The organism is Streptomyces sp. NPDC040405, assembly GCF_055595765.1.
Map to the genome: position 1 here is coordinate 339,619 of NZ_JBVIVI010000007.1, position 25,415 is coordinate 365,033.

General features: G+C 69.5%; 21 protein-coding genes. 10 read left to right on the plus strand and 11 right to left on the minus strand.

Features of this window, described 5'->3' with window-relative positions:
* Window positions 1–8: 8 nt before the first annotated feature.
* The 3 genes from ACZ59A_RS28365 to ACZ59A_RS28375 form a co-directional block, all read right to left on the minus strand.
* On the minus strand, window positions 9–680 hold the full coding sequence (locus ACZ59A_RS28365; RefSeq protein WP_470963997.1) for a class I SAM-dependent DNA methyltransferase: 672 nt from the start codon (window positions 678–680) through the stop codon (window positions 9–11).
* Window positions 681–725: 45 nt separating this feature from the next.
* Window positions 726–1,328 (minus strand): class I SAM-dependent methyltransferase, encoded by a 603-nt coding sequence (locus ACZ59A_RS28370; protein ID WP_470963999.1) that lies wholly within the window; start codon window positions 1,326–1,328, stop codon window positions 726–728.
* A 123-nt stretch (window positions 1,329–1,451) separates the two neighbouring features.
* The gene (locus ACZ59A_RS28375; RefSeq protein ID WP_470964001.1) at window positions 1,452–2,015 is read right to left on the minus strand and encodes a winged helix-turn-helix domain-containing protein; all 564 of its coding nucleotides are present in this window, start codon (window positions 2,013–2,015) and stop codon (window positions 1,452–1,454) included.
* Between the two features lie 60 nt (window positions 2,016–2,075).
* Here ACZ59A_RS28375 and def point away from each other — a divergent pair, with 60 nt between their 5' ends.
* The gene (gene def / locus ACZ59A_RS28380) at window positions 2,076–2,765 is read left to right on the plus strand and encodes a peptide deformylase (protein ID WP_470964003.1); all 690 of its coding nucleotides are present in this window, start codon (window positions 2,076–2,078) and stop codon (window positions 2,763–2,765) included.
* Here the strand turns inward: def and dnaB are convergent.
* Window positions 2,756–4,246, minus strand: coding sequence for a replicative DNA helicase (gene dnaB, locus ACZ59A_RS28385; RefSeq protein ID WP_470964006.1), 1,491 nt, complete (start codon window positions 4,244–4,246; stop codon window positions 2,756–2,758). The genes def and dnaB overlap by 10 nt on opposite strands.
* Window positions 4,247–4,706: 460 nt before the next feature.
* Between dnaB and ACZ59A_RS28390 the strand changes: the two genes are divergently transcribed.
* Window positions 4,707–6,047 carry an MATE family efflux transporter gene (locus ACZ59A_RS28390; protein WP_470964009.1) on the plus strand — a complete coding sequence of 447 codons (1,341 nt, stop codon included), beginning with the start codon at window positions 4,707–4,709 and terminating at the stop codon, window positions 6,045–6,047.
* A 157-nt stretch (window positions 6,048–6,204) separates the two neighbouring features.
* Here the strand turns inward: ACZ59A_RS28390 and rplI are convergent, their stop codons facing one another.
* The 4 genes from rplI to rpsF form a co-directional block, all read right to left on the minus strand.
* Complete coding sequence (gene rplI, locus ACZ59A_RS28395) at window positions 6,205–6,651, minus strand: 50S ribosomal protein L9 (protein ID WP_470964012.1); 447 nt, start codon at window positions 6,649–6,651, stop codon at window positions 6,205–6,207.
* A gap of 18 nt (window positions 6,652–6,669) precedes the next feature.
* Window positions 6,670–6,906 (minus strand): 30S ribosomal protein S18, encoded by a 237-nt coding sequence (rpsR, locus tag ACZ59A_RS28400; protein WP_003978893.1) that lies wholly within the window; start codon window positions 6,904–6,906, stop codon window positions 6,670–6,672.
* 96 nt (window positions 6,907–7,002) lie between these two features.
* Window positions 7,003–7,599 carry a single-stranded DNA-binding protein gene (locus ACZ59A_RS28405; protein ID WP_468043119.1) on the minus strand — a complete coding sequence of 199 codons (597 nt, stop codon included), beginning with the start codon at window positions 7,597–7,599 and terminating at the stop codon, window positions 7,003–7,005.
* 82 nt (window positions 7,600–7,681) lie between these two features.
* Complete coding sequence (gene rpsF / locus ACZ59A_RS28410) at window positions 7,682–7,972, minus strand: 30S ribosomal protein S6 (RefSeq protein WP_123106135.1); 291 nt, start codon at window positions 7,970–7,972, stop codon at window positions 7,682–7,684.
* A 229-nt stretch (window positions 7,973–8,201) separates the two neighbouring features.
* Here rpsF and ACZ59A_RS28415 point away from each other — a divergent pair, with 229 nt between their 5' ends.
* The 3 genes from ACZ59A_RS28415 to ACZ59A_RS28425 all read left to right on the plus strand — a co-directional run bounded on the left by ACZ59A_RS28415 (window position 8,202) and on the right by ACZ59A_RS28425 (window position 10,865).
* Complete coding sequence (locus ACZ59A_RS28415) at window positions 8,202–8,519, plus strand: hypothetical protein (RefSeq protein ID WP_470964016.1); 318 nt, start codon at window positions 8,202–8,204, stop codon at window positions 8,517–8,519.
* Between the two features lie 117 nt (window positions 8,520–8,636).
* Window positions 8,637–9,755 carry a lipid II:glycine glycyltransferase FemX gene (locus ACZ59A_RS28420; RefSeq protein ID WP_468043115.1) on the plus strand — a complete coding sequence of 373 codons (1,119 nt, stop codon included), beginning with the start codon at window positions 8,637–8,639 and terminating at the stop codon, window positions 9,753–9,755.
* Window positions 9,756–9,833: 78 nt separating this feature from the next.
* Entirely contained in the window at window positions 9,834–10,865 is a 1,032-nt protein-coding gene (locus ACZ59A_RS28425; protein WP_468043113.1) for an alanine racemase, read from the plus strand.
* A 34-nt stretch (window positions 10,866–10,899) separates the two neighbouring features.
* Here ACZ59A_RS28425 and ACZ59A_RS28430 read toward each other — a convergent pair whose 3' ends face one another.
* The gene (locus ACZ59A_RS28430; RefSeq protein ID WP_470964019.1) at window positions 10,900–12,387 is read right to left on the minus strand and encodes a glycosyltransferase family 87 protein; all 1,488 of its coding nucleotides are present in this window, start codon (window positions 12,385–12,387) and stop codon (window positions 10,900–10,902) included.
* A gap of 206 nt (window positions 12,388–12,593) precedes the next feature.
* The gene (locus ACZ59A_RS28435) at window positions 12,594–15,269 is read right to left on the minus strand and encodes a transglycosylase domain-containing protein (RefSeq protein ID WP_470964022.1); all 2,676 of its coding nucleotides are present in this window, start codon (window positions 15,267–15,269) and stop codon (window positions 12,594–12,596) included.
* Between the two features lie 357 nt (window positions 15,270–15,626).
* On the opposite strand from ACZ59A_RS28435, the gene ACZ59A_RS28440 reads away from it, so the two are divergent.
* The 3 genes from ACZ59A_RS28440 (at window position 15,627) to ACZ59A_RS28450 (ending at window position 18,931) form a co-directional block, all read left to right on the plus strand.
* Window positions 15,627–16,337: a PadR family transcriptional regulator gene (locus ACZ59A_RS28440; RefSeq protein WP_468043107.1), complete on the plus strand. Its 711-nt coding sequence runs from the start codon at window positions 15,627–15,629 to the stop codon at window positions 16,335–16,337.
* 50 nt (window positions 16,338–16,387) lie between these two features.
* A complete protein-coding gene (locus tag ACZ59A_RS28445) occupies window positions 16,388–17,470 on the plus strand; it encodes an inositol-3-phosphate synthase (RefSeq protein ID WP_470964025.1) in 1,083 nt (360 codons plus the stop codon).
* Window positions 17,471–17,593: 123 nt separating this feature from the next.
* A complete protein-coding gene (locus ACZ59A_RS28450; RefSeq protein WP_470964028.1) occupies window positions 17,594–18,931 on the plus strand; it encodes an MFS transporter in 1,338 nt (445 codons plus the stop codon).
* 45 nt (window positions 18,932–18,976) lie between these two features.
* On the opposite strand, the gene ACZ59A_RS28455 is transcribed toward ACZ59A_RS28450, so the two are convergent.
* Window positions 18,977–20,467, minus strand: coding sequence for a CCA tRNA nucleotidyltransferase (locus tag ACZ59A_RS28455; protein WP_468043101.1), 1,491 nt, complete (start codon window positions 20,465–20,467; stop codon window positions 18,977–18,979).
* A 180-nt stretch (window positions 20,468–20,647) separates the two neighbouring features.
* Between ACZ59A_RS28455 and ACZ59A_RS28460 the strand changes: the two genes are divergently transcribed.
* Both ACZ59A_RS28460 and murJ read left to right on the plus strand, forming a co-directional pair.
* Window positions 20,648–22,975 (plus strand): DUF6049 family protein, encoded by a 2,328-nt coding sequence (locus ACZ59A_RS28460; protein WP_470964031.1) that lies wholly within the window; start codon window positions 20,648–20,650, stop codon window positions 22,973–22,975.
* Between the two features lie 46 nt (window positions 22,976–23,021).
* A complete protein-coding gene (gene murJ, locus ACZ59A_RS28465; protein WP_470964034.1) occupies window positions 23,022–25,382 on the plus strand; it encodes a murein biosynthesis integral membrane protein MurJ in 2,361 nt (786 codons plus the stop codon).
* Window positions 25,383–25,415: the final 33 nt, after the last annotated feature.

A 25,415-nucleotide genomic window follows, 5' to 3' on the forward strand; every position in this document is an offset into this window, starting at 1 on the left:
CGGGCGGGCTACGCCGTCTCCTCCGGCCGTGCCCCCGGCTTACGGGCCAGGAGAAAGGCCTGAGGCACCTTCTCTCGGCCCTCCGGCTCGCGCACCTGCCGGGCCCGTACGGCGAACCCGGCCCCGTCGAGCAGCCCGGCGATCTCGTCGGGCGACAGCCTGCGGACGTCGAGCGACACGGGATGGCCGAACGGCTCGACCACGCGCAGCAGTTCGTCGCCGACCTGGAAGGCGACGAGCAAATGGCCGCCCGGAGCCAGCAGCCGGTGGAACTCGGCCAGCACCGCGGGCAGCCGCTCGGCGGGGGTGTGGATGAGGGAGTAGTAGGCGACGATCCCGCCGAGGGCGCCGTCCGGCAGGTCCAGCCCGGCCATCGGCCCCTCGTCGAACCGCAGCTCCGGATACTCCCGCCGGGCCACCGCCAGCATCCCCGGGGACAGGTCGACGCCGAAGACGTCCAGCCCGAGGGTGTGCAGATACGCCGTCACCCGCCCCGGACCACAGCCGAGATCGGCGACCGGCCCGGCGGCCTCGCCCTGCCGCACCAGGTCGGCGAACGCGCCGAGCATGGCGCGGTCCAGCGGCTTGTCGTCCAGCGGGGACTTGAACATCTCCGCGTAGTCGGCGGCGACGGCGTCGTAGAAGGTCCGGGTGGTCAGCAGGTCGCTCGGCTCGGTCATGGACGGGGAGACTAGCGCTCCGCGGCGGCGGTTTCGGCGGACGGCTTACCGCAGGCGCCGGGCGCGCAGGACGGTGTCGTGGGTGTGGTGGGTGCCGGGCGGGGCGGGCGCGGTGCGCGGCCGGGTTTCGTCGGCCAGGACCGTCCAGTCGTGGCCGAGAAGCCCGGCGATCTCAGCTGGCTGGTAGTAGTCGCCGGGGACGATGCCGTTCTCCATGCGGGCGGGCACGTCGGCGAGGTCGTGGCCCACGAAGAGCAGGGTGCCGCCGGGGGCGACGGCGTCGAGCAGGCCGCGCAGCGCGGTGTGCTCCGGCTGGCGCAGGAGGGGGAAGTACTGGGCGGACACCAGGTCGAACGCGGCGGCCGGGGGCGGCGTGACGGCCAGGTCGGTCCGGGTCCACGCCACCCGGCCGGAGAGGTCCGCGGCCGCGGCGGCGGCGCGGTCCAGCGCGGTCCGGGAGATGTCGGTCCCGGTGACCTGCCAGCCGCGCCGGGCCAGCCAGAGGGCGTCGGCACCCTCACCGCAACCGACGTCGAGCGCCCGCCCCGGCGCCAGGTCGGTGACTTCGGTGACGAGCACGCCGTTGGGGTTGCCGCTCATGAGCTGGTCGGCGCCGCGGTACATGTCGTCCCAGAACTGTGCGTCCATCGGCCCTGCCTTCGGTAGGGGGCCGTGGCGCCGGTCGCCCACGGCCTGTTCGCACACCGTGGCCGCGCCCACGCCCGTATGACAAAGTTTCTTGCGGAAACGGCAAATCGCGAGCCACGCCGCTCACTCCTGGTCCGCGCCGTCCGGGGAGTGCGGAAGCAGGGGGAAGAGCCGGGTGATGAGGGCAACCGGCCGAGCGCCCTCGGGCCGGGCCAGGGGGCGTTGTTCGCGGTCCTGGTAGGGCGCGAGCGCGCGCCGGATGGTGTCCGCGACCCGGCTCATCTCTTCGGGCGTCAGATACGCGACAGCGCTGAAGGCTTCGTCGTGGCGCCACGCGGACGGCGCCTCGTCCCGCTGGGTCAGCCATCGCTGCCAGCTCTCGTCCTCCAGCCCCCGGGCCAGGTCCCCGAACCGGTCCTCCGCGGGGGCGTGCCGCCGCAGACGCCAGGGGCGTGCGCGGCCCCCGCTGTGGGGCGCCTCTTCGATGTATCCGTGGCGGGCGAGCTGCCGCAGGTGGAACGAGCAGAGCCCGGAGCTGTAGCCCAGCCGGGAGGCGGCTTCGGTCGCCGTGACGGTGCCGACTTCGGCGAACAGGTCGAGCAGGGCGGTACGGACGCGGTGCTCGGGCAGCGCTTCGCCGGTTCCGGCCGCCCGGTCGTGCGGGGCGTGGACGTCGTCTTCAGTCACTTTGCAAAGCCTGCTACTTTGCAAAGGACTTGGCAAGCAGAAGCCCTTGGGGGAGACACCATGTCTGTTCGTCATGAGCGGCCCCGCGCCGTCGACCGGCGGGTCCGCGTGCAGGGCCGCCCCGTCGACACCTATCCGGCCCTGCCGCCGGAGGCGGAACGGGGCTCGGTCCGCAGGATCACGGTGGTGGGCGAAGAGGTGCTGAGCCGCCCGTGCCGCGAGGTGACCGCGTTCGGAACCCCGGAGCTGTCGACGCTGATCGACGACATGTTCCTGACCATGTACGTGGCCGACGGCGCGGGCCTGGCCGCCAATCAGGTGGACGTCTCCCTGCGGCTGTTCGTGTACGACTGCCCGGACGACGCCGGGATCCGGCATGTCGGCCACATCGTCAACCCGGTTCTGGACCTGCCCGATCCGGGTGACCGCCGGCTCATCGACGACACCGAGGGCTGCCTGTCCGTGCCGGGTGCCGCCATGACGGTCCCCCGCACCGACCGTGCCGTCGTCCGCGGGGTCGACAAGGACGGCGAGCCGCTCGTCATCGAGGGCACGGGGTACTTCGCCCGGTGCCTGCAGCACGAGGCCGACCACCTCGTCGGCCACACGTACCTCGACCGGCTCGCCAAGCGGGACCGCAAGGACGCCCTGCGGCAGATGGAGGAACGCCGCGAGGACGTCTTCGCGCGCCGCGCGCTCAAGGCCGCCGAGCTGCGTCCGGACCCGGACCCGGACCGGGATCAGGTCTGAGCCATGTCCACGAAGCGCGAGTAGTGGCCCTGGAAGGCGACGGTGATGGTGGCCGTCGGGCCGTTACGGTGCTTGGCCACGATCAGGTCGGCCTCACCCGCGCGCGGGGACTCCTTCTCGTACGCGTCCTCGCGGTGCAGCAGGATGACCATGTCGGCGTCCTGCTCGATCGAGCCACTTTCACGCAGGTCCGAGACCATCGGCTTCTTGTCGGTGCGCTGTTCGGGACCACGGTTCAGCTGGGAGAGCGCGATCACCGGCACCTCCAGCTCCTTGGCCAGCAGCTTCAGGTTTCGCGACATGTCCGAGACCTCCTGCTGGCGGCTCTCGGGGCGCCGGGCGCCGCCGGACTGCATCAGCTGGAGGTAGTCGATGACGACCAGCTGCAGATCACTGCGCTGCTTGAGCCGACGGCACTTGGCGCGGATCTCCATCATCGACAGGTTCGGGGAGTCGTCGATGAACAGCGGGGCCTGGGACACGTCCGGCATGCGGCGGGCGAGCCGGGTCCAGTCCTCGTCGGTCATGCTGCCGGAGCGCATGTGGTGCAGCGCCACCCGGGCCTCGGCTGACAGCAGACGCATCGCGATCTCGTTGCGCCCCATCTCCAGGGAGAAGATGACGCTCGGCATGTTGTTCTTGATCGAGCAGGCGCGGGCGAAGTCGAGGGCGAGGGTGGACTTACCCATGGCGGGCCGGGCGGCGATGACGATCATCTGGCCGGGGTGGAGCCCGTTCGTCAGCGAGTCCAGGTCGGTGAAGCCGGTGGGCACCCCGGACATCTGGCCGCTGCGCGAGCCGATCGCCTCGATCTCGTCGAGCGCGCCCTCCATGATGTCGCCGAGGGGCAGATAGTCCTCGCTGGTCCGCTGCTCGGTGACGGCGTAGATCTCCGCCTGGGCGTTGTTGACGATCTCGTCGACGTCGCCGTCCGCCGCGTATCCCATCTGGGTGATGCGGGTGCCCGCCTCGACCAGGCGGCGCAGCACGGCGCGCTCGTGGACGATCTCCGCGTAGTACTCGGCGTTGGCCGCGGTGGGGACCGACTGGACCAGGGTGTGGAGGTACGAGGCGCCGCCGACCTTGGCGATCTCGCCGCGCTTGGTCAGCTCGGCCGCGATGGTGATCGGGTCGGCCGGCTCACCCTTCGCGTACAGGTCCAGGATCGCCTGGTAGACGGTCTCGTGGGCGGGGCGGTAGAAGTCCTTGCCCTGGAGGACCTCCACCACATCGGCGATGGCGTCCTTGGAGAGCAGCATGCCGCCGAGCACGGACTGCTCGGCGTCGAGGTCCTGCGGCGGGACCCGCTCGAAGCCGGACCCTTCCCAGGCGCCGCCGTCGCGGCCGCGGTCATGCTGATCGTCACGGCCCCGGCCGCCCTCGCCACGGCCGCCGCCCTCGCCGCGGCGGAAGCGGGGGGACGGGAACTCGGCCGGGCCGGAGTCCGCCCATGGGTCGTCCATGGGCTCGGGCACGCTCACCCCGCCACCTCCTCCCGTCCGCGGTACGGACCTCGCCGCGACGTCTTCAGTCTTACGGCACGGCTATGACATACAGGGCGCCCGGCTTCCGCTCACGACGCGTCGAGTTCTGGTGGATTCGAGGCCGGAACAGATGGCGGGCGCCGGATAACGGTAGGCCCGTCGGGGCTACCGGCCAACTCGGTTATCCACAGGCCATGTGGATGATGCGACCCATCCTGTGGAGAAGTCGCGCGAACCTGTGCACGGGCCGGGGGACAGCGCTGTGGACAAACACACAATCACCCCAGAGTCACCGCTCTGACCTGCAATTTCTCTATCCAGTGGCTGTGCAGAAGAAAAACTTCCACACCCGATGCAAGATCACGACAAACGGCGCAGAGGAGAGTGTCGCGAGCGCCGCCATGTAAGGACTGCAAAGAGCTTGTGTCTCTTACCTGTGGAAGATTAGATTGCCTCCATGACACAGGCCCCCACGAGCGCCCGGAGCACCGTCCGCCGGCATGACCGCGAGATCGTCGCCCTCGCCATACCCGCCTTCGGCGCACTCGTGGCGGAACCCCTCTTCGTCATGGTCGACAGCGCCATCGTCGGCCATCTCGGCACCCCGCAGCTCGCCGGTCTGGGCGTCGCCGCCGCCCTGCTGACCACCGCGGTGAACGTCTTCGTCTTCCTCGCCTACGCCACCACCGCCGCCGTGGCCCGCCGGGTCGGCGCGGGCGACCTGCCCGGCGCGATACGCCAGGGCATGGACGGCATCTGGCTGGCCCTGCTGCTCGGCGCCGCCGTCATCGCCGCCGCCCTCCCCACCGCACCCGGCCTCGTCGACCTCTTCGGCGCCTCCGACACCGCCGCCCCGTACGCCATCACCTATCTGCGCGTCAGCACCCTCGGCATCCCGGCGATGCTCGTGGTGCTCGCCGCCACCGGGGTGCTCCGCGGTCTCCAGGACACCCGCACCCCGCTGTACGTGGCCATCGGCGGCTTCACGGCCAACGCGGGGCTGAACGCGGCCCTCGTCTACGGCGCCGGGCTCGGCATCGCGGGCTCCGCCTGGGGCACGGTGATCGCCCAGTGGGCCATGGCCGCCGTCTACCTCGTCGTGGTCGTCCGGGGAGCCCGGCGCCACGGCACCTCGTTGCGCCCCGACGCCGCCGGGATCCGGGCCTGCGCCCACGCCGGGGCCCCGCTGCTGGTCCGTACACTCTCGCTGCGCGCCGTGATGCTCATCGCGACGGCGGTGGCGGCCCGCCTCGGGGACACCGAGGTCGCCGCCCACCAGATCGTGCTGACCCTGTGGACCCTGCTGGCGTTCGCGCTGGACGCCATCGCCATCGCGGGTCAGGCCATCATCGGGCGCTATCTCGGAGCGGAGGACGCCGAGGGGGCCCGCGCCGCCTGCCGCCGCATGGTGCAGTGGGGCATCGTCGCGGGCATCGTGCTCGGGCTGCTGGTGATCGCCTCCCGCCCGCTGTTCATCCCCCTGTTCACCACGGACTCCGGGGTGAAGGACGCGCTGCTGCCGGTGCTGCTGGTGACGGCCGCCGTCCAGCCGGTCTCGGGTGTGGTCTTCGTCCTCGACGGGGTGCTGATGGGAGCGGGCGACGGTCCGTATCTCGCCGGGGCCATGCTCGTCACTCTCGCGGTCTTCGCCCCGGTGGCGCTGCTGGTCCCCACCTGGGGCGGGGGGCTGACCGCCGTGTGGTGGACCATGGCGCTGATGATGTCGCTCCGGCTGGTGACCCTCTGGCTGCGCGCCCGCTCCGGGCGGTGGATCGTCACCGGCGCGACCCGGGCCTGAAGCCACACGGCGAGGCCACAGCGCGAAAGAGCACCCCGCGAAGGACCGGGCGAGGCCAGAGCACGAAAGGCCAGAGCACGAAAGGCCACAGCGCGAAGGGCCGCACCCCACGCGGGGGTGCAGCCCTCTCACATGCTCGGCCAGGCCGAGTACTGCGTTACGCGGCGACGACCTCGACGCCGACCTTCGCGGCAACCTCGGCGTGCAGCCGGACCGACACCTGGTGCGCGCCCAGGGTCTTGATCGGCTGCGGCACCTCGATGCGGCGCTTGTCGACGTCCGGGCCACCCGCGTCCTTGATCGCCGAGGCGATGTCGGCCGGGGTGACGGAGCCGAACAGCCGGCCGGCGTCGCCGGCGCGGGTCTTCAGCTGGACCTTGACGCCCTCGAGCCGCGCCTTGACCTCGTTGGCCTGCTCGATCGTGGCGATCTCGCGGATGCGACGACCGCGGCGGATCTGCTCGACGTCCTTCTCGCCACCCTTGGTCCAGCGAAGCGCGAGACCGCGCGGGACCAGGTAGTTACGGGCGTATCCGTCCCGGACGTCCACGACGTCACCGGCAGTGCCGAGGCCGGAGACCTCGTGGGTGAGGATGATCTTCATGACTCGGTCACCCTTCCCTTATCGCGCGGTGGACGTGTAGGGCAGCAGCGCCATCTCACGGCTGTTCTTCACGGCCGTGGCGACGTCACGCTGGTGCTGAGTGCAGTTGCCGGTGACCCGGCGGGCACGGATCTTACCGCGGTCGGAAATGAACTTCCGCAGCAGGTTCGTGTCCTTGTAGTCGACGTAGGAGATCTTCTCCTTGCAGAACACGCAAACCTTCTTCTTAGGCTTGCGAGCAGGCGGCTTCGCCATTGTCTCTCTCCAGTGTGATCAAGAAGTTTGTGCTGGTCGCCCAGACCAGACCCGGCGATGTTTCACGCGGTTTCACGTGAAACATCGCGCCGTGGCCTAGAAGGGCGGCTCGTCCGAGTAGCCGCCGCCGCTGCCGGAGCCACCGCCCCAGCCGCCGCCACCGCCGCCCTGGCCGCCACCGGCCGGTGCGCCGGTCGCCCAGGGGTCGTCGGCCGGAGCGCCGCCGCCCTGCTGCTGACCGCCGCCGGGGCCACCGCCCCAGCCGCCGCCACCGCCGCCCTGGCCACCCTGGCCGCCACCGCCGCCGTAGCCACCCTGGCCACCACGTCCGGTGGTCTTGGTGACCTTGGCCGTGGCATTGCGCAGGCTGGCACCGACCTCGTCGACGTCCAGCTCGTAGACCGTGCGCTTGATCCCCTCACGGTCCTCATACGACCGCTGCTTCAGCCGGCCCTGCACGATGACGCGCATACCGCGCTGAAGCGACTCGGCCACGTTTTCCGCGGCCTGCCGCCATACCGAGCACGTGAGGAAGAGGCTCTCGCCGTCCTTCCACTCGTTGGTCTGACGGTCGAAAGTACGAGGAGTGGACGCGACACGGAACTTCGCGACCGCCGCACCGGAGGGGGTGAAGCGCAGCTCGGGGTCATCGACGAGATTGCCGACGACCGTGATGACGGTCTCGCCTGCCATTGGGGAACCTCTCGGCGGGGTACTGCTGGGCTGCTTGCTACTCGTTGCGATATGACCCGGTGACCGTTGACCGCTTACGCGGTCAGTGGGTCTCGGGACGAAGGACCTTGGTCCGGAGGACCGACTCGTTCAGGTTGAGCTGGCGGTCGAGCTCCTTGACGACCGCGGGCTCGGCCTGCAGGTCGATGACCGAGTAGATGCCCTCGGGCTTCTTCTTGATCTCGTACGAGAGACGACGACGGCCCCAGGTGTCGACCTTCTCGACCTTGCCGTTGCCCTCGCGGATAACGGAAAGGAAGTTCTCGATCAGCGGGGAGACAGCACGCTCCTCGAGATCGGGGTCGAGGATGACCATCACCTCGTAGTGACGCATGTGGAACCCACCTCCTTTGGACTCAGCGGCCACGGTCGTTCCGTGGCAGGAGGGTCGTGATGCGTTGTGCCGTGGTGTCTGTACAGACACCACCGCAGACCGTACACAGTACCCGCCTCCGTCCTCCCGCTTGAAATCCGGGCGTCTTGGCCCGCAATCTGTACACATCGGGTGTGAGCGGCGTTACAGTTCGCCGCCCTGCCTATATGGGCCTACCTGGAGGTGCCCCATGGCACAGGCAGCACGACCGCAGCACGGACTGCTCTCCTTCCTGGACACCGATGGCAAGTCTCATCCCGTCGAGAACGCCATCGCCGTGGCGACAGTGATGATCGGTTTGATCTCCTTCGTCACGGCTTACTTCCCCGGTCTCCACCTGGTCAGCTCGTGGACCGGACTGATCGGCATGCTCGGCGGGGCATGGGGCCAGCTGATCTCCGCGACCACCGGAGAGCGGTTCCTGCTGATCATCGGACTCGTTGCGTCGGGTGTCGGCTTCTACCTCGGCATGGCCCACGGCGGGCTCTTCGGGGGGCTGCTGGGCTGACTCCCCGGGGGCGGGTTGGCCCCGGGGAAAAACGGGGCGCGCTCCGGTCGCAGTAGGCTTCGGCGCGAGAGCCGGAGCCCCGACCCTGGGGACAAACCTGCCGAGGAGCGCCCCGCAATGAGCTTGACCCTCAGGACGATCAGCCGAGAGCAGCATCTGGCGTACATCCAGAGCCTGCCCGCGGCAAGCCACATGCAGGTCCCGGCATGGGCTGACGTCAAATCGGAGTGGCGCTCGGAGAACCTCGGCTGGTTCGACGCCACCGGCCAGCTGGTCGGCGCCGGCCTGGTGCTCTACCGCCAACTGCCCAAGATCAAGCGGTATCTCGCCTACCTCCCCGAGGGCCCGGTCATCAACTGGTACGCGCCCAACCTGGAGGAGTGGCTGCGCCCGATGCTCGCGCATCTCAAACAGCAGGGCGCCTTCTCCGTGAAGATGGGCCCGCCGGTCATCATCCGCCGCTGGGACGCCGCCGCGATCAAGTCCGGTATCCAGAGCCCGGATGTGAAGCGGCTGCGCGACGTCGAGGCCACCCACATCGAGCCGCGGGCCTTCGAGGTCTCCGACCGGCTGCGGCGGATGGGCTGGCAGCAGGGCGAGGACGGCGGTGCGGGCTTCGGCGACGTCCAGCCGCGGTACGTCTTCCAGGTGCCCCTGGAGAACCGCTCCTTGGAAGACGTCCACAAGAGCTTCAACCAGCTGTGGCGCCGCAACATCAAGAAGGCCGACAAGGCGGGCGTCGAGGTCGTGCAGGGCGGCTACGAGCACTTGGGCGAGTGGCAGCGGCTCTACGAAATCACCGCGGAGCGCGACCACTTCCGGCCCCGCCCGCTCAGCTACTTCCAGCGCATGTGGACGGCCCTCAACACCGAGGACCCCAACCGGATGCGGCTGTACTTCGCCATGCACGAGGGCGAGGCGGTGGCGGCCGCCACGATGCTGGTCGTCGGCGGGCACGTCTGGTACTCCTACGGCGCCTCCGCCAACCACAAGCGCGAGGTCCGGCCCTCGAACGCGATGCAGTGGCGGATGCTCCGCGACGCGTACGCGCTCGGCGCGACCGTCTACGACCTGCGCGGCATCTCCGACTCGCTCGACGAGACCGACCATCTCTTCGGGCTGATCCAGTTCAAGGTCGGCACCGGTGGGCAGGCTGCCGAATACCTCGGCGAGTGGGACTTCCCCCTCAACAAGCTGCTTCACAAGGCGCTCGACATCTACATGTCCCGCCGCTGACCCTGATTTCCTGCTTCCCCGAAAACGCTGCATATCTCGAATACACCGCGGCAACGAGAAAGGTTCCGGGACCGGCCAATGGCGCTCACCCTCTACGTCGACACCGCGCGCTGGCGGGCGCACCAGCAGATGGTCATCCAGCAGTTCCCGGGGATAGTCCCGGTCTGCAAGGGCAATGGCTACGGCTTCGGCCATGAACGGCTGGCCGAGGAGGCCGCCCGCATCGGCGCCGATGTCCTCGCCGTGGGGACCACCTACGAGGCCGCCCGGATGAAGGACTTCTTCAGCGGCGACCTGCTCGTCCTCACCCCGTTCCGCCGCGGCGAGGAGCCGGTGCCGCTGCCGGACCGGGTGATCCGGTCGGTCTCGTCCGTCGACGGCGTCTACGGCCTGGTGAACGCGCGCGTCGTGATCGAGGTCATGAGCAGCATGAAGCGGCACGGCGTCACCGAGGAGGACCTGCCCAAGCTGCACGCCGCGATAGAGAACGTCCGGCTGGAAGGCTTCGCCATCCACCTCCCGCTCGACCGGACCGACGGCATCGACGCGGTCGAGGAGGTCATCGGCTGGATGGACCGGCTGCGCGCGGCGCGGCTGCCGCTGCACACCATGTTCGTCAGCCACCTCAAGGCGGACGAACTGGCGCGGCTGCAGCAGCAGTTCCCGCAGACCCGGTTCCGCGCCCGCATCGGCACCCGGCTGTGGCTGGGCGACCACGAGTCCACGGAGTACCGGGGCTCGGTGCTCGACGTGACCCGGGTCGCCAAGGGCGAACGCTTCGGCTACCGCCAGCAGAAGGCCGCCTCCGACGGCTTCCTGGTGGTCGTCGCGGGCGGCACGTCCCATGGCGTCGGTCTGGAGGCGCCCAAGGCGCTGCACGGGGTGATGCCCCGGGCCAAGGGGGTCGCCCGCGCCGGTCTGGCGACCGTCAACCGCAACCTCTCGCCGTTCGTCTGGGCGGGCAAGCAGCGGTGGTTCGCCGAACCGCCGCACATGCAGGTGTGCATCCTGTTCGTGCCGGGCGATGTCACGGCGCCGCAGGTGGGGGATGAGCTGGTGGCGCATCTGCGCCACACCACGACACAGTTCGACCGTCTGTTCGATCGCTGAGCCCCGTCGCCGGGGTGGGCTCCCACGGGGGAGCTCACCTCCGGCCGGTGCCCCAGTCCGCCAACGCCGCGCCCTCGTACTGCGCCGTGCGCCGCGCCGCTCCCAGCACGAACACGTCCGGCGCCCGGTCGAGCACGCCGCCCGACGGATCGTCCGAGCCGTCCCGGCGCACCGGGTCCCGGTCCGGCATCAGCGCGTCCCGTACGACCATCGCGCACAGGAAGAGCGTTCCCGCGAAGTGCAGCGCGGTCGCCAGCTGGTAGCCCTCGGGCGGCAGCCCCCGGTGCTGATCACCGCTGTTGGTGTACGCGAGGTACATCCAGACCCCGAGGAAATACATCACCTCGCAGCCCTGCCACACCAGGAAGTCCCGCCAGCGCGGCCGCGCCAGCGCCGCGAGCGGGATCAGCCACAGCACGTACTGCGGTGAGTAGACCTTGTTGGTGAGCACGAAGGCCGCGATGACCAGGAAGGCGAGCTGGGCGAAGCGCGGCCGCCGCGGGGCGTACAGGGCGAGGGCCGCCACTCCGGCGCAGGCCAGCACCATGAGGATCATGGCGTAGGTGTTGACGTCGTCCATGGGGTTGCCGGTGCGCTGCGAGATGATCAGCCAGAGCGACCCGAAGTCGACCGGGCGTTCCTGGCTGAAGGTGTAGAACTGCTTCCATCCCTCGCGGATGTGCAGCCCCCCGCCCTGCGTAGTGATCATCACGGGCACGTTCACCACCAGCCAGGCGGCCGCCGCGCCGCCCGTCGCCTCCCAGAAGGCACGCCACCGGCCCGCGCGCAGGCACAGCACCAGCAGTGGGCCCAGCAGCAGCACCGGGTAGAGCTTCGCGGCCGTCGCGAGGCCGAGCAGCACACCGGCGGCCACCGGGCGGCTGCGGGACCACATGAGCATCCCGGCGGCGGTGAGGGCGACCGCGAGGAGGTCCCAGTTGATCGTGGCGGTGAGCGCGAAGGCGGGGGCCAGGGCGACGAGCAGCGCGTCCCAGGGGCGGCGGCGGTGCGTACGGGATACGCAGACCGCGATGACCGCGGTGCAGGCCATGAGCATGCCCGCGTTCGCCAGCCAGTAGACCTGTTCGCGGGTCTGGAGGCTGCCGCTGTGCGGGGTGAGCCAGGAGGCGACCTCCATCAGGAGGCCGGTGAGGACCGGGTACTCCAGGTACTGCATCCCGCCGGAGACGCTGTCCGGTATCCGGTTGAAGTACGGGACGAGGTCGTCGGCGAAGCCGCGGCCGTTGTAGAGGTGCGGTATGTCGGAGTAACAGGCGTGGGTGTACTGGGCGGTGGCGCCGTAGAACCAGCCGCCGTCGTAGCAGGGCAGCTTCTGCACCATGCCCAGGGCGAACATCCCGATGGCGACGAGCGCGATGATCCGCACCGGGGTCCACCAGCTCGCGCCCAGCAGCGCCCGGCGCCCGACCGGGCCGCCGATCAGCTCGCTGCCCGCCGCGGCCACCGAGTCCTCCGTGGTCGGCCGTACGGGCTGGGCCTGTGGGTCCTCGCGCACGCTCATGGGGCCCATCCTGCCGTACGAGCCGGACGGGAGGGGTGAGGACCGCCTCAGCGGCCCGCTGAGCGCCTCGCAACGCCTGAAGGCGGGACGGAGTCGCGCGCACGTCCGTAAGACGCCCAGAGAGCCGCAGAGGGCCCTGACGGCGGCGGCCGCGCCGGAGCGGGATGCTCCGACGCGGCCGCCGATGGTGATGTGGGGGTTGGGGACTACTGGTCCTTACGGGATCCCGACGGTCCCCCGAAGATCCCGCCGCCCGGTGGCTCCGTGGTCGGCGAGGGCGAAGGCCCGCCCGGACCACCGCTGGGGCCCGCGTTCTCGTTGCCCTGGTTGTCGCCGCCCGCGTTGTCGTTGCACTTGAAGTCCAGCGGATCACACGTCTGGGTGGGGCTCGGGCTGCCGGAGGTCGTCTCGGACGGCGTCGCCGACGGCGTCGGAGACGCCGTCTCGGACGGCGTCTGCGTCGGCTTCGGGGTCGTCGGCGTCGGGCTCGCGTTCTCGCCGTAGACCTTGTCACCGATCGGCGTGGCCGCGGGGAAGTCCTTAGCCGGCTGACCCGCCATCGCCTTGCGCATGTAGTCGGCCCAGATCTCGGCCGGGTAGGACGCACCGTGGATGGTCTTCTGACCGCCCACACCGCGCATGGAACGGAAGACCTGCCGCTTGGCCCGGTCGTCCACCCGCCACATGCCGATCGACGTGGACAGCTGCGGGGTGTAACCGGCGAACCAGGCCGACTTGTTCTGGTCCGTGGTTCCGGTCTTGCCCGCCGCCGGGCGGCCGATCTTCGCCGAGGTGCCGGTGCCGCGCGCGATGACGTTCTTCAGCACGTCGGTGACGTTGTTCGCCACGTCCGCGTCGAAGGCCCGCTTGAGCTTGGCGTCCTCCTTGTGGTTGTAGACCTCACCGTCCTTGTCCTCGACCCGCTCGACCGAGTACGGATCGGCCTGCTGGCCGCTGGCCGCGAAGGTCGCGTACGCCCCGGCGAGCCGGATCGCGCTGGGCGCGGAGGTGCCGAGGGAGAACGTCGGGGTGATCGAGGCCAGCTGCTCCTTGCTGAGGCCCGCGTCCAGGGCCGCGTCCCGCACCTTGTCGGTGCCGACGTCCATGCCGAGCTGGATGAAGGGCGTGTTCACCGAGTACTGCATCGCGGTGCGCAGGCTGATCTTGCCCTTGTCCTCGCCACCGTCGTTCCTCTGGTGCCACTCCTGGTTGTTCCGGTCCTTCCAGACGGATCCGTCGTAGTCGCGCAGCGTCAGCCCGTTGTCACCGTCGTAGACACTCGCCGGGGAGACCCTGGTGCGTTCCGAATCCGGTTGGTCACGCGGTCCGTTGCGGTCCCGGACACCGTCCCTCATCGCCGAGGCCAGCACGAAGGGCTTGAAGGTCGAGCCCACTTGGACACCGGTGTAGTCCGCGTTGTTGCGATAGTGCTCCAGCGCGTCGTTGCCGCCGTAGATGGCCTTGATCTTGCCCGACTTCGGCTCCACCGACGCGCCGCCGAACTGCACGAACTTGTCCTGTTCGCGCTCCTTCGGCTTGATGTTCTCCTTGGTCACCTTCTCGACCGCTTTGTTCAGTTCACCGACCTTCGTGCGGTCGAAGGTGGTGTGGATCTGATAGCCGCCCTTGTCCAGCTCCGTCTTGGAGATGTCGGTGTTGGCGACGACGTAGTTGTCGGCGAGGTCGGTCAGATAGCCGATCTGGCCCTGCTTGTTCGTCGCCACCTTCGGGCTCTTCGTCCGCGGGAAGCCCTTGCTCAGGTATTGCTGGGCTTCGGACTTGGACAGCCGGCCCACCTGGACCTCCCGCTTGAGGATCCACGCCCAGCGCGCCGTGGCCCGCTTGGTGTTCGCCTCCGCGCTCGCGGTCGGCCCGTAGCCGCCGTTCGGGTCGTACAGGTTGGGCCCGTTGAGCGTCGCGGCGAGGAAGGCGCTCTGGCTCGGGTCGAGCTTCTCGCAGTCCTTGTCGAAGTACGCGCGGGCCGCCGCCTGACAGCCGTAGGCGCCGCGGCCGTAGTAGGCGGTGTTGAGGTACCCCGCGAGAATGTAGTCCTTGCTCTTGGTCGTACCGACCTTGACGGAGATGAGCAGTTCCTTGGCCTTGCGCGTCACCGTCTGCGACTGGTCGAGGTACGTGTTCTTCACGAACTGCTGGGTGATGGTCGACCCACTCTGGGTCGCACCGCCCCGCGCCATGTTGACGACGGCGCGCGCGATACCCATCGGGTCGACGCCCGAGTCCTGGTAGAAGCTGGCGTTCTCGGCCGAGATCACCGCGTTCTGCATGTTCTTGGGGATCTTGTTGAGCGGCACGATCTGACGGTTGAGGTCACCACCGCCCGAGACCACCATCTGCTTGCCGTCGCCCCAGTAGTAGACGTTCTTCTGGGTCTGCGACGCGGCCTGCGCGGTGGGAACGTCAACGATCATCCACCCGATGCCCACGGCGCTGACGAGCACCGCGAAGAAGAAGATGAAGGTTCCCGTGACGAGCCGCCAGGACGGGACCCAGCGGCGGAAGCCCGACTTGCCCGCGCGCGGGTAGTCGACGAACCGCTTCTTGCCGGGCGGCCCGTCGCCGCCCGCGCCCCGGCCACGGCCACCGCCGGTGGCCCGCCGACCGCCACCGCGCCCTCCACGGCCCGCGCCACCGGCGGCCGGGTCGGGTGCTCTTCTCCGGCCGCCGCCGCTGCGTTGCGCGGCGCGCCGGGCCTCGGCCCTGCCACCGTGGGAGGGCTCTTCCTCATATGAGGCCGAGCCCGCATCGGCGGCGGCGTTGTGCGATGGTGCTGCGCGACGGCCGGACGATTGCTGTCCGGCACGCCGGGCCGCTGCTCGGCCGCCGCCCTGGGGCTGCGGCAGCTTGCGACGGTGCTCGCTCATGGAACGACTACTCCTCGGGCAGGCGCTATCGCCTGAAAGCGGCAGGTGGCTTCCGGTCCCCCCGATGTGCGATCCGGCCACACCTGGCAACCGGACGCACTGCCTCCAGGACGAGGACGCAGGACAGCGTCACACGGTTCCCTTTGGTCTGCATGGCGAACAGAGTACGCACGGCCAAATCTTGCCCCTCCGGCGCCTTCACTCCATAACGCTCCGGTTGAGACCCACGAACCGGTGATGTGACGCCGTTCACCGTGGTCGCTCTTGTCCCATTGAGACCACGGTTCTATCGTCTTGATGTATCGAGTCGATACATCAGCTCGACATAGTGGCCCCAGGAGACGGGAGAGGCAGGCGATGAGCAGACGCTCCGGCATCCTCGAGTTCGCCGTCCTCGGCCTGCTCCGCGAGTCCCCGATGCACGGATATGAGCTGCGAAAGCGCCTCAACACCTCACTCGGGGTGTTCCGGGCGTTCAGTTACGGCAGCCTCTACCCCTGTCTCAAGACGCTGGTCGCCAACGGCTGGTTGATCGAGGAGCCCGGGAACGCCTCCGAGGAGGCCGCCGCGGCAACCCTCGCCGGCCGCCGGGCGAAGATCGTCTACAGGCTGACGGCGGAGGGAAAGGAGCGGTTCGAGGAGCTGCTCTCCCACACCGGCCCGGACGCGTGGGAGGACGAACACTTCGGCGTCCGCTTCGCCTTCTTCGGACAGACATCGCGGGACGTACGGATGCGGGTGCTCGAAGGGCGGCGCAGCCGTCTGGAGGAGCGCCTGGCGAAGATGCGGGCCGCCCTGGCCCGCACCCGCGAGCGGCTGGACGACTACACCCTCGAACTCCAGCGGCACGGCATGGAGTCGGTGGAGCGCGAGGTCCGCTGGCTGAACGAGCTGATCGAGAGCGAGCGGGCCGGGCGCGACCAGCGCGACGAGCCCGCCGGGCAGGACCGGATACCTGAGCAGGAGCCGGACCGGTCACCGGAGCAGGACCGGTCAGGAGAGGCGGACGGCCTGCCCCGGCACCGGGGTGGTTCCCGGCCGGACCCGTCCGATGACATCGCCAAGTGAGGCCCAGCACCCCGCAGGGCTTCGTCGAGTACACACAGGGAGCAACCGGAATGGGTTCGGTTCGTGTAGCCATCGTCGGTGTGGGCAACTGTGCCGCGTCGCTGGTGCAGGGCGTCGAGTACTACAAAGATGCCGACCCGGACACCCGCGTGCCGGGTCTGATGCATGTGCAGTTCGGCGACTACCACGTCCGTGACGTGGAGTTCGTCGCCGCCTTCGACGTGGACGCGAAGAAGGTCGGGCTGGATCTCACGGACGCCATCGGCGCCAGCGAGAACAACACCATCAAGATCTGCGACGTGCCGCCGACCGGCGTGACGGTCCAGCGCGGCCACACGCACGACGGCCTCGGTAAGTACTACCGGCAGACCATCGACGAGTCCGACGAGGCCCCGGTCGATGTGGTCCAGATCCTCAAGGACAAGCAGGTCGACGTTCTGGTCTGCTACCTGCCCGTGGGCTCGGAGGACGCCGCCAAGTTCTACGCCCAGTGCGCCATCGACGCCAAGGTCGGCTTCGTCAACGCGCTCCCGGTCTTCATCGCCGGTACCAAGGAGTGGGCGGACAAGTTCACCGAGGCGGGCGTGCCGATCGTCGGTGACGACATCAAGTCGCAGGTCGGCGCCACGATCACGCACCGGGTGCTGGCGAAGCTGTTCGAGGACCGGGGCGTCGTCCTGGACCGCACCATGCAGCTGAACGTCGGCGGCAACATGGACTTCAAGAACATGCTCGAGCGCGAGCGCCTGGAGTCCAAGAAGATCTCCAAGACGCAGGCCGTCACCTCGCAGATCCCGGACCGCGACCTGGGCGCCGACAACGTTCACATCGGCCCGTCGGACTACGTGGCCTGGCTGGACGACCGCAAGTGGGCGTACGTCCGCCTCGAGGGCCGGGCGTTCGGCGATGTCCCGCTGAACCTGGAGTACAAGCTCGAGGTGTGGGACTCCCCGAACTCCGCGGGCGTCATCATCGACGCGCTGCGCGCCGCGAAGATCGCCAAGGACCGCGGCATCGGCGGCCCGATCCTCTCCGCCTCCTCGTACTTCATGAAGTCGCCGCCGGTGCAGTACTTCGACAACGAGGCCCGGGAGAACGTGGAGAAGTTCATCAAGGGCGAGGTCGAGCGCTGAGCCCCTGCGCCGCACCCTGACAGTGCGCCATAGCGCCGCGCAGTGAGGCGCTGATCGCCGCCGCATGATCATGGGCCTCCGGGAATCCCCCCGGAGGCCCGTGCGGTGTGTGAAGGTGGCGTCATGCCCGTTGTGCGTGATCTCCGCGTGCTGCTGCAACTGCGCGACTTCCGCCATCTTCTGGCCGTCCGTCTGCTGTCCCAGTCCGCCGACGGCGTCTACCAGGTCGCGCTGGCCACCTTTGTGGTCTTCTCCCCCGAGAAGGAGACGTCCGCCGCGGCCATCGCGTCCGCCATGGCCGTCCTGCTGCTCCCCTACTCCCTCCTCGGCCCCTTCGCCGGTGTGCTGCTGGACCGCTGGCGCCGCCGCCAGGTCCTGCTCCACGGCAATCTGCTGCGCTCCGGACTGGCCGCCGGAACCGCGGTACTGGTCCTCGCCCAGGCACCGGAGTGGCTCTTCTACGTCTCCGCCCTGTCGGTGACGGCCGTCAACCGCTTCGTCCTGGCCGGTCTGTCGGCCTCGCTGCCGCGGGTGGTGGACAGCCAGGAACGTCTGGTCATGGCCAACTCCCTCTCACCGACCGCGGGCACCCTCGCCGCCACCGCGGGCGGCGGTCTGGCGTTCGTGGTCCGCCTCTCCGGCCCCGGCGGCTCCTCTTCGGACGCGCTGGTCGTCCTGCTGGGCGCCGCGCTCTACCTCCTCGCCGGTCTCTCGGCGCTCCGCATGCCCTCCGGTCTCCTGGGACCCGATCCGGCGGCCCTGCAGCCACACCTCGGGGCGGCCGTGGTGAGCACCGTCCGCGGACTCGTCGCCGGGCTACGCCACCTTCTGCACCGCAGGGACCCCACCGTGGCCCTGGCCGCGATGACGCTGATGCGCTTCTGCTACGGCGCCCTCACCGTCACGGTGCTGATGCTCTGCCGGTACGCATGGGCCGACACCGAGTCGGGCGGGCTGGCGCTCCTCGGTATCGCGGTGGGCGTCTCGGGGGCGGGCTTCTTCGCCGCGGCGGTGATCACCCCATGGGCGGTGGGCCGGCTCTCCTCGCTCGACGCCTCCCGGCCGGACGGCCAGCTGCACTGGGTGATGGTGTGCGCGGCGATCGCCGCCGTACTGGAACCGGGCCTGGGGCTCCCCTTCGAACCCGCCCCGATACTGATCGCCGCCTTTGTGCTCGGCCTCATCACCCAGGGCGCGAAGATCGCCACCGACACCGTCGTCCAGTCCGCGATCGAGGACGACTTCCGCGGGCGGATCTTCTCCCTCTATGACGTGCTCTTCAACGTCGCCTTCGTAGGAGCCGCGGGGGTGGCGGCCCTGATGCTGCCACCGGACGGGACATCGGCCGCTCTGGTGACCGGAGTGGCACTGCTCTACGCGGCGACCGCCGCCCTGCTCATGTTTCACGTGAAACACCGCCCCAGGAAACGCACAAGGGTCGATGTTTCACGTGAAACGTGACGCGCCGGAGACACGGAAGGAGCGGCGTCAGCCTGAGAGGCTGCGTCAGTCCTGAGGCTGAGCCGCCCACCACTCCTTGAGCGCCGCGACGGCGGCGTCCCGGTCCATGGGGCCGTGCTCCAGCCTCAGCTCCAGCAGATGCTTGTAGGCCGTGCCGACCTGAGGCCCCGGAGCGATGCCGAGCACCTTCATGATCTCGTTGCCGTCCAGGTCCGGGCGGATCGCGTCCAGCTCTTCCTGCTCCTGCAGGCTCGCGATCCGCTCCTCCAGCCCGTCGTACGCCCGGGAGAGCGCCGTGGCCTTCCGCTTGTTGCGCGTCGTGCAGTCCGAGCGGGTCAGCTTGTGCAGCCGGTCCAGCAGCGGCCCCGCATCGCGCACATAGCGCCGCACGGCCGAATCGGTCCATTCGCCCGTGCCGTAGCCGTGGAAGCGCAGATGCAGCTCGACCAGCCGGGAGACATCCTTGACCAGCTCATTGGAGTACTTGAGCTTCGTCATCCGCGACTTGGTCATCTTGGCGCCCACCACCTCGTGGTGGTGGAAGGAGACACGGCCGTCCTTCTCGAAGCGGCGCGTCTTCGGCTTCCCGATGTCATGCAGCAGCGCGGCCAGCCGCAGCACCAGATCGGGCCCGTTCTCCTCCAGATCGATGGCCTGGTCCAGCACGGTCAGCGAGTGCTCGTACACATCCTTGTGCCGGTGATGCTCATCACGCTCCAGACGCAGCGCGGGGATCTCCGGCACTACGCAGTCGGCGAGCCCGGTCTCGACCAGGAGCCGCAGCCCCTTCCGGGGGTGGGCGCCCAGGAGCAGCTTGTTCAGCTCGTCCCGCACCCGCTCCGCCGAGACGATGTCGATCCGTCCGGCCATCGCCTTCATCGCGGCGATCACCTCGGGTGCCACCTCGAAGTCGAGCTGGGAAGCGAACCGCGCCGCGCGCATCATCCGCAGCGGATCGTCGGAGAAGGACTCCTGCGGGGTCCCAGGCGTCGCCAGCACCCGCGCGGCAAGATCTTCGAGCCCGTTGTGCGGGTCGATGAACTCCTTCTGCGGAAGTGCCACCGCCATCGCGTTGACCGTGAAGTCCCGGCGGACCAGATCTTCCTCGATGGATTCGCCGTAGGACACTTCGGGCTTCCGGGACGTCCGGTCATAGGCTTCCGACCGATACGTCGTGATTTCGATCTGGAAGTTCTGATGTGTCCCGTTACCGCCCGGTCCTTCCTTCTGGCAGCCGACCGTGCCGAAGGCGATGCCCACATCCCACACGGCGTCCGCCCAGGGTCGGACGATCTTCAGCACGTCGTCGGGGCGAGCATCCGTCGTGAAGTCCAGATCGTTACCGAGGCGGCCGAGCAGCGCGTCCCGTACCGAGCCGCCGACCAGGGCCAGGCTGAACCCGGCCTGCTGAAAGCGTCGGGCAAGATCGTCGGCGACGGGTGAGACCCGCAAGAGTTCGGCCACGGCGCGGCGCTGCACCTGGTTGAGCTCATTGGTGGACTGCGGGGCTCGGCTGTCATTGTTGGCGTTCGGCACAACAGAACAGGGTACGTGGCCGCGCGCCTCGGGGCCTCCACGTTGATCGTCGGTTCCATCACGGTGACGATCTTGTGTAGCCGTCCACAGCACTTCGCCACAGCGGGCATCGTTACCATTTCGTGGACGCACATTGCGACGACCACTGACGATCACTGACGACAAGGGACGGGCGAGCGCGTGGCCGATGCGGCAGACCTCCGGGAGACGACGTCCTCTCGCGCCCGTCGATGGCTACGGCGGACAGGGGCGCTACTCGCAGCGGCGCCGGTACTCGCGGGCGTACTACAGGTCCCGGCGGCCCCCGCCGCCCACGCGGCGGACAAGCCCACGGGCTCGCGCTCGGTGGACGTCGACATCACCTCGCTGACGCCCACCGCACCGGCGAAGAGCGACACGCTCACCGTCAGCGGCACCGTCACCAACGACAGCGGTTCGGCGGTCTCCGGTGCCCATGTCGGCCTCCGTGTCGGCCCCACCATGGAGGGCCGCAACGCCATCGACAGCGCCTCCCGGCGGACCGGCTACCAGCAGGGCGCCGACGGCACCGAGGTCGACAGCAAGTACGCCGAGAAGATCGGCAAGCTGGGGGCGGGTGTCAGCCGGGACTTCACGCTCTCCATACCGGTGAACGAGCTGCGCCTCGGGGAGAACGGCGTCTATCAGCTCGGCGTCTCCCTCTCCGGTCAGACCCGGAGCCGCCCCTGGCAGCAGGTGCTGGGCATCAAGCGCACCTTCCTGCCCTGGCAGGAGAGTGCGCCGGCCAAGAAGTCCCAGCTCACCTATCTGTGGCCGCTGATCTCCACGCCCCATGTGACCTCGCGCACCGATGCGGACGAGGACCGGACACCGATCTTCCGGGACGACCGTCTCAAGGCGGAGCTGGCCCCCGGCGGCCGCCTGCAGCAGATGGTCAGCCTCGGGAAGAACCTCCCCATCACCTGGGTGATCGACCCCGACCTGCTCGCCACGGTCGACGCGATGACGCGGGAGTACGAGGTCCAGAACCGGCACGGGGACGGCACCACGACGGGTCACGGCCAGGCGGTCGCCAAGCGGTGGCTCGACGACCTGCAGAAGGCCGTGGAGGGCCAGCAGGTGGTCGCCCTGCCGTTCTCCGACCCCGACATCGCGTCGCTCGCCCACCACGGCAAGAACGTCCCCGGCGCCCTCAGCCACCTCCGGGACGCCACCGAGCTTGCCTCGACGACCGTGCAGACGATCCTCGGGGTGAAGCCGCGCACCGACTTCGCCTGGCCCGCCAACGGCGCGGTCGACTCCTCGATCGTCGACGTCGCCACCTCCGCGGGCGCCCACAACGTCATCGCCCGGAGCGACAGCCTCCGGGAGACCGGCAACCTCTCGTACACCCCCACCGCGGCCCGGCAGATCGGCGGCGGCAACACGGCGGTGGTCGCGGATGCCCGGCTGTCCACCGCCTTCACCGGCGACATGTCCAAGGCGGACAGCTCCACGCTCGCCATCCAGCGGTTCCTCGCCCAGAGCCAGATGGTCAACCTGCAGGCGCCGGACCGGCAGCGCAGCATCGTGGTGGCTCCGCAGCGCATCCCCACCACCAGCCAGGCGCAGGCGATGGCGGCGGCTCTGGACGGCCTGTCCGGGCAGTGGACCCAGCCGATGAGCCTGGGGCAGGCCGCGAAGGCCAAGCCCGACCCGAACGCCACCGAGCGCGTGCCCAGCACCCGTGAGTACCCCGCTTCGCTCCGCCGCCAGGAGCTGCCGACCCAGGCGTTCGTGGACGTCCGGAAGACCCAGGGCACGCTCAACACGTTCGAGACGATCCTCACCGCCAAGTACCGGGTGGTCACCCCCTTCGGCAACGCGATCCGGCGGGTGATGTCCACCTCGTGGCGGGGCGATGCCCCCGGCGCGACCCACTTCCGCGACGGCGTGCGGGGATATCTGAACGGGCTGACCAAGAAGGTGCGCCTGATCCCGAAGACGGACATGACGCTGTCCGGGCGGAGCGCGACCATTCCGGTGACCGTGCAGAACAACCTGGTGCAGGGCGTTCGGCTGCGGCTGGTCCTCAAGTCCCAGCAGGGCAACCGTCTGGCGGTCAGCGAGCCCCAGGTGGTCAACGTCGAGGGCGGGCACAGCCAGTCCGTGAAGTTCGGGACGACGGCCAACGCGAACGGTCCGGTGTGGGTGTCGGCCCGGCTGGTCACGCCGGACGGGCAGCCGTACGGCCGCGATATGCCGTTCGAGGTCAATGTCACCGAGATCACATCGACCGTCATCCTCGTGATCGCGGGCGGTGTGCTGCTGCTGGTCCTCGCCGGTATCCGGATCTACCTCCAGCGCAAGCGTGCCGCCACCGCGAACAGCGGCGACGAGGACGCGAAGGAGGACGAGGCGACGGACGCGGAGGCCGACGGAAACGACCCCGACCCCGCCCTCGTGCCCGAGCAGCCGAGTGACCCGGCGCCGGACACCGGTTCGCAAAGCGCCGGGGCATCCGGCGCGGGTGAGAAAGTGGACCATTGAGCATTTGGGGCCGGTCGGCCGCAGCGGACGATGAGGTGGGGTAGCGATGAACGCGCCGTATGACGGTGAAAGGCGGATGCCACCGCCTTCCCCCCACGGGCCCCAGGAACCCTACGGACAGGAACCGCACCAGAACGACCCGTACCTGGGAGACAGCCAGCAGGCACCCGCGAGCGATCCGCGCCAGGACTACGGGCAGTACTACGTGCAGGACCCGTACGGGGACGATCCGCACGCGACCGGCAGCTTCACCCCGTACCCCTATCCGACGCAGGGCGGATACGGCCATGACCCGCTGACGGATCCGCTGTACGACCGGTCCGGCCCCCAGCAGGGTGGCTACCAGCAGCAGACGCCGTACCAGCAGCAGCCCGCCGCACCGCAGGGCGCCGACCAGCAGGCATGGCCGGTGGCACCCGGCTCCCAGGAACCGGCGCAGCAGTACGCGGCCGAGCCCACCGCCACGGGATACGGCGGCCAGGGCGGCTACGGGGCGGGGGAGCAGCCGCAGCAGGACGCCTTCGCACACCTCTACCGCGACCAGCAGCAGCCCTACGACCCGCAGCGCCCCCAGGGGTACCCGCAGGGCGCCGCCCAGGGCTACCCGCCCGTGCCCCCGCCGGGCCAGCCGCCGGTGCCCGGGCCCGTGCGGCACGAGTACGCACCCTCATCGGCCGCCGCTCCCACGGTGGCCGCTCCGGTGGTGAGCGCCCCCGAGACGGCCGACGAGAACGCCGAGAAGGCCGAGGCCGCTCCGAAGCGCTCCGGGGGCCGTGCGGCCAGCCTGCTCCAGTCCAGCGCCCTCATGGCCGCCGGCACCCTGGTTTCCCGGCTGACCGGCTTCGTCCGGCAGATGGTGATCGTCGCGGGGCTCGGCGCCGCGTCCCTGGGTCAGGCGTACGCGGTCGCGTACCAGCTGCCCGCGATGATCTACTTCCTCACCGTCGGCGGCGGTCTCAACTCCGTCTTCGTCCCACAGCTCGTGCGCGCGATGAAGGAGGACAAGGACGGCGGCGTCGCCTACGCCAACCGTCTGCTCACTCTCGCGATGGTCGCCCTCGGCAGCCTGGTCGCCCTGTCCATGTTCGCGGCCCCGGTTCTGATCCGGATGCTCTCGGCGGACATCGCGGGCGACCCTGCGGCCAACGAGGTCGCGGTCGCCTTCGCTCGCTACTGCCTGCCCACCATCTTCTTCATGGGCGTCCATGTCGTGGTGGGCCAGATCCTCAACGCCCGTGGCAAGTTCGGCGCGATGATGTGGACCCCGGTCCTCAACAACATCGTCGTCATCGCCACCTTCGGGCTCTTCATCTGGGTGTTCGGCACCTTCAGCACCTCCCAGATGGGCGTCATGACCATCACGGACGAGGGCGTCCGGCTGCTCGGCATCGGCACCCTGCTCGGCCTCACCGTCCAGGCCCTGGCGATGTTCCCCTACCTCCGGGCCTCCGGCTTCCGCTTCCGGCCCCGCTTCGACTGGCGAGGCCACGGCCTCGGCAAGGCCGCCAAGCTCGCCAAGTGGACCGTGCTGTTCGTGCTCGCCAACCAGGCGGGCAACATCGTGGTGACCCAGCTCGCCACCGCGGCCGGATCCGAAGCCGACAACATGAACGCCCCCGGCGCCAGCTACGTCGGCTACACCAGCGCCCAGCTCATCTGGAACATGCCGCAGGCCATCATCACCGTCTCGGTGATGGCCGCCCTGCTGCCCAGGCTCGCCCGGTCGGCCCACGACGGCGACCCCGGGGCGGTCCGCGACGACATCTCCCAGGGCCTGCGCACCTCCGCCGTCGCCATCGTTCCGCTCGCTTTCGGCTTCGTGGCGCTCGGCATCCCCCTGTGCACCCTGCTCTTCGGCACCTCGGGCATCGCGACGGCCCAGAACATGGGCTACATCCTGATGGCGTTCGGCCTCGGGCTCATCCCGTTCTCGGTGCAGTACGTCGTCCTGCGCGGCTTCTACGCCTACGAGGACACCCGCACCCCCTTCTACAACACGGTGATCGTCGCCGCCGTCAACGCGGCCGCCTCCGCGCTCTGCTACTTCGTTCTCCCGACCCGATGGATCGTGGCGGGCATGGCCGCGTCCTACGGCCTGGCGTACGCCGCCGGTGTGGGCGTGGCATGGAAGCGACTGGGCAAGCGTCTGGGAGGCGACCTCGACGGCCGCCGTGTCGTGCGCACCTACACCCGCCTGGTGGGCGCCAGTGTCCCCGCCACTCTGCTGAGTGGTGCGGCGGCTTATGCCATCACTCAGGCGCTGGGGTCGGGCATGTCCGGTTCCGTAGCCGCATTGGCGGGTGGAGGTCTCGTTCTTATCGCGGTCTTCTACATTGCTGCGAAACGGATGCGCATTGATGAGCTGACGGCCATGGTCGGTATGGTGCGCGGACGACTCGGACGCTGATCATTGAGCACAACCATCGTCCGTCATCGTGTG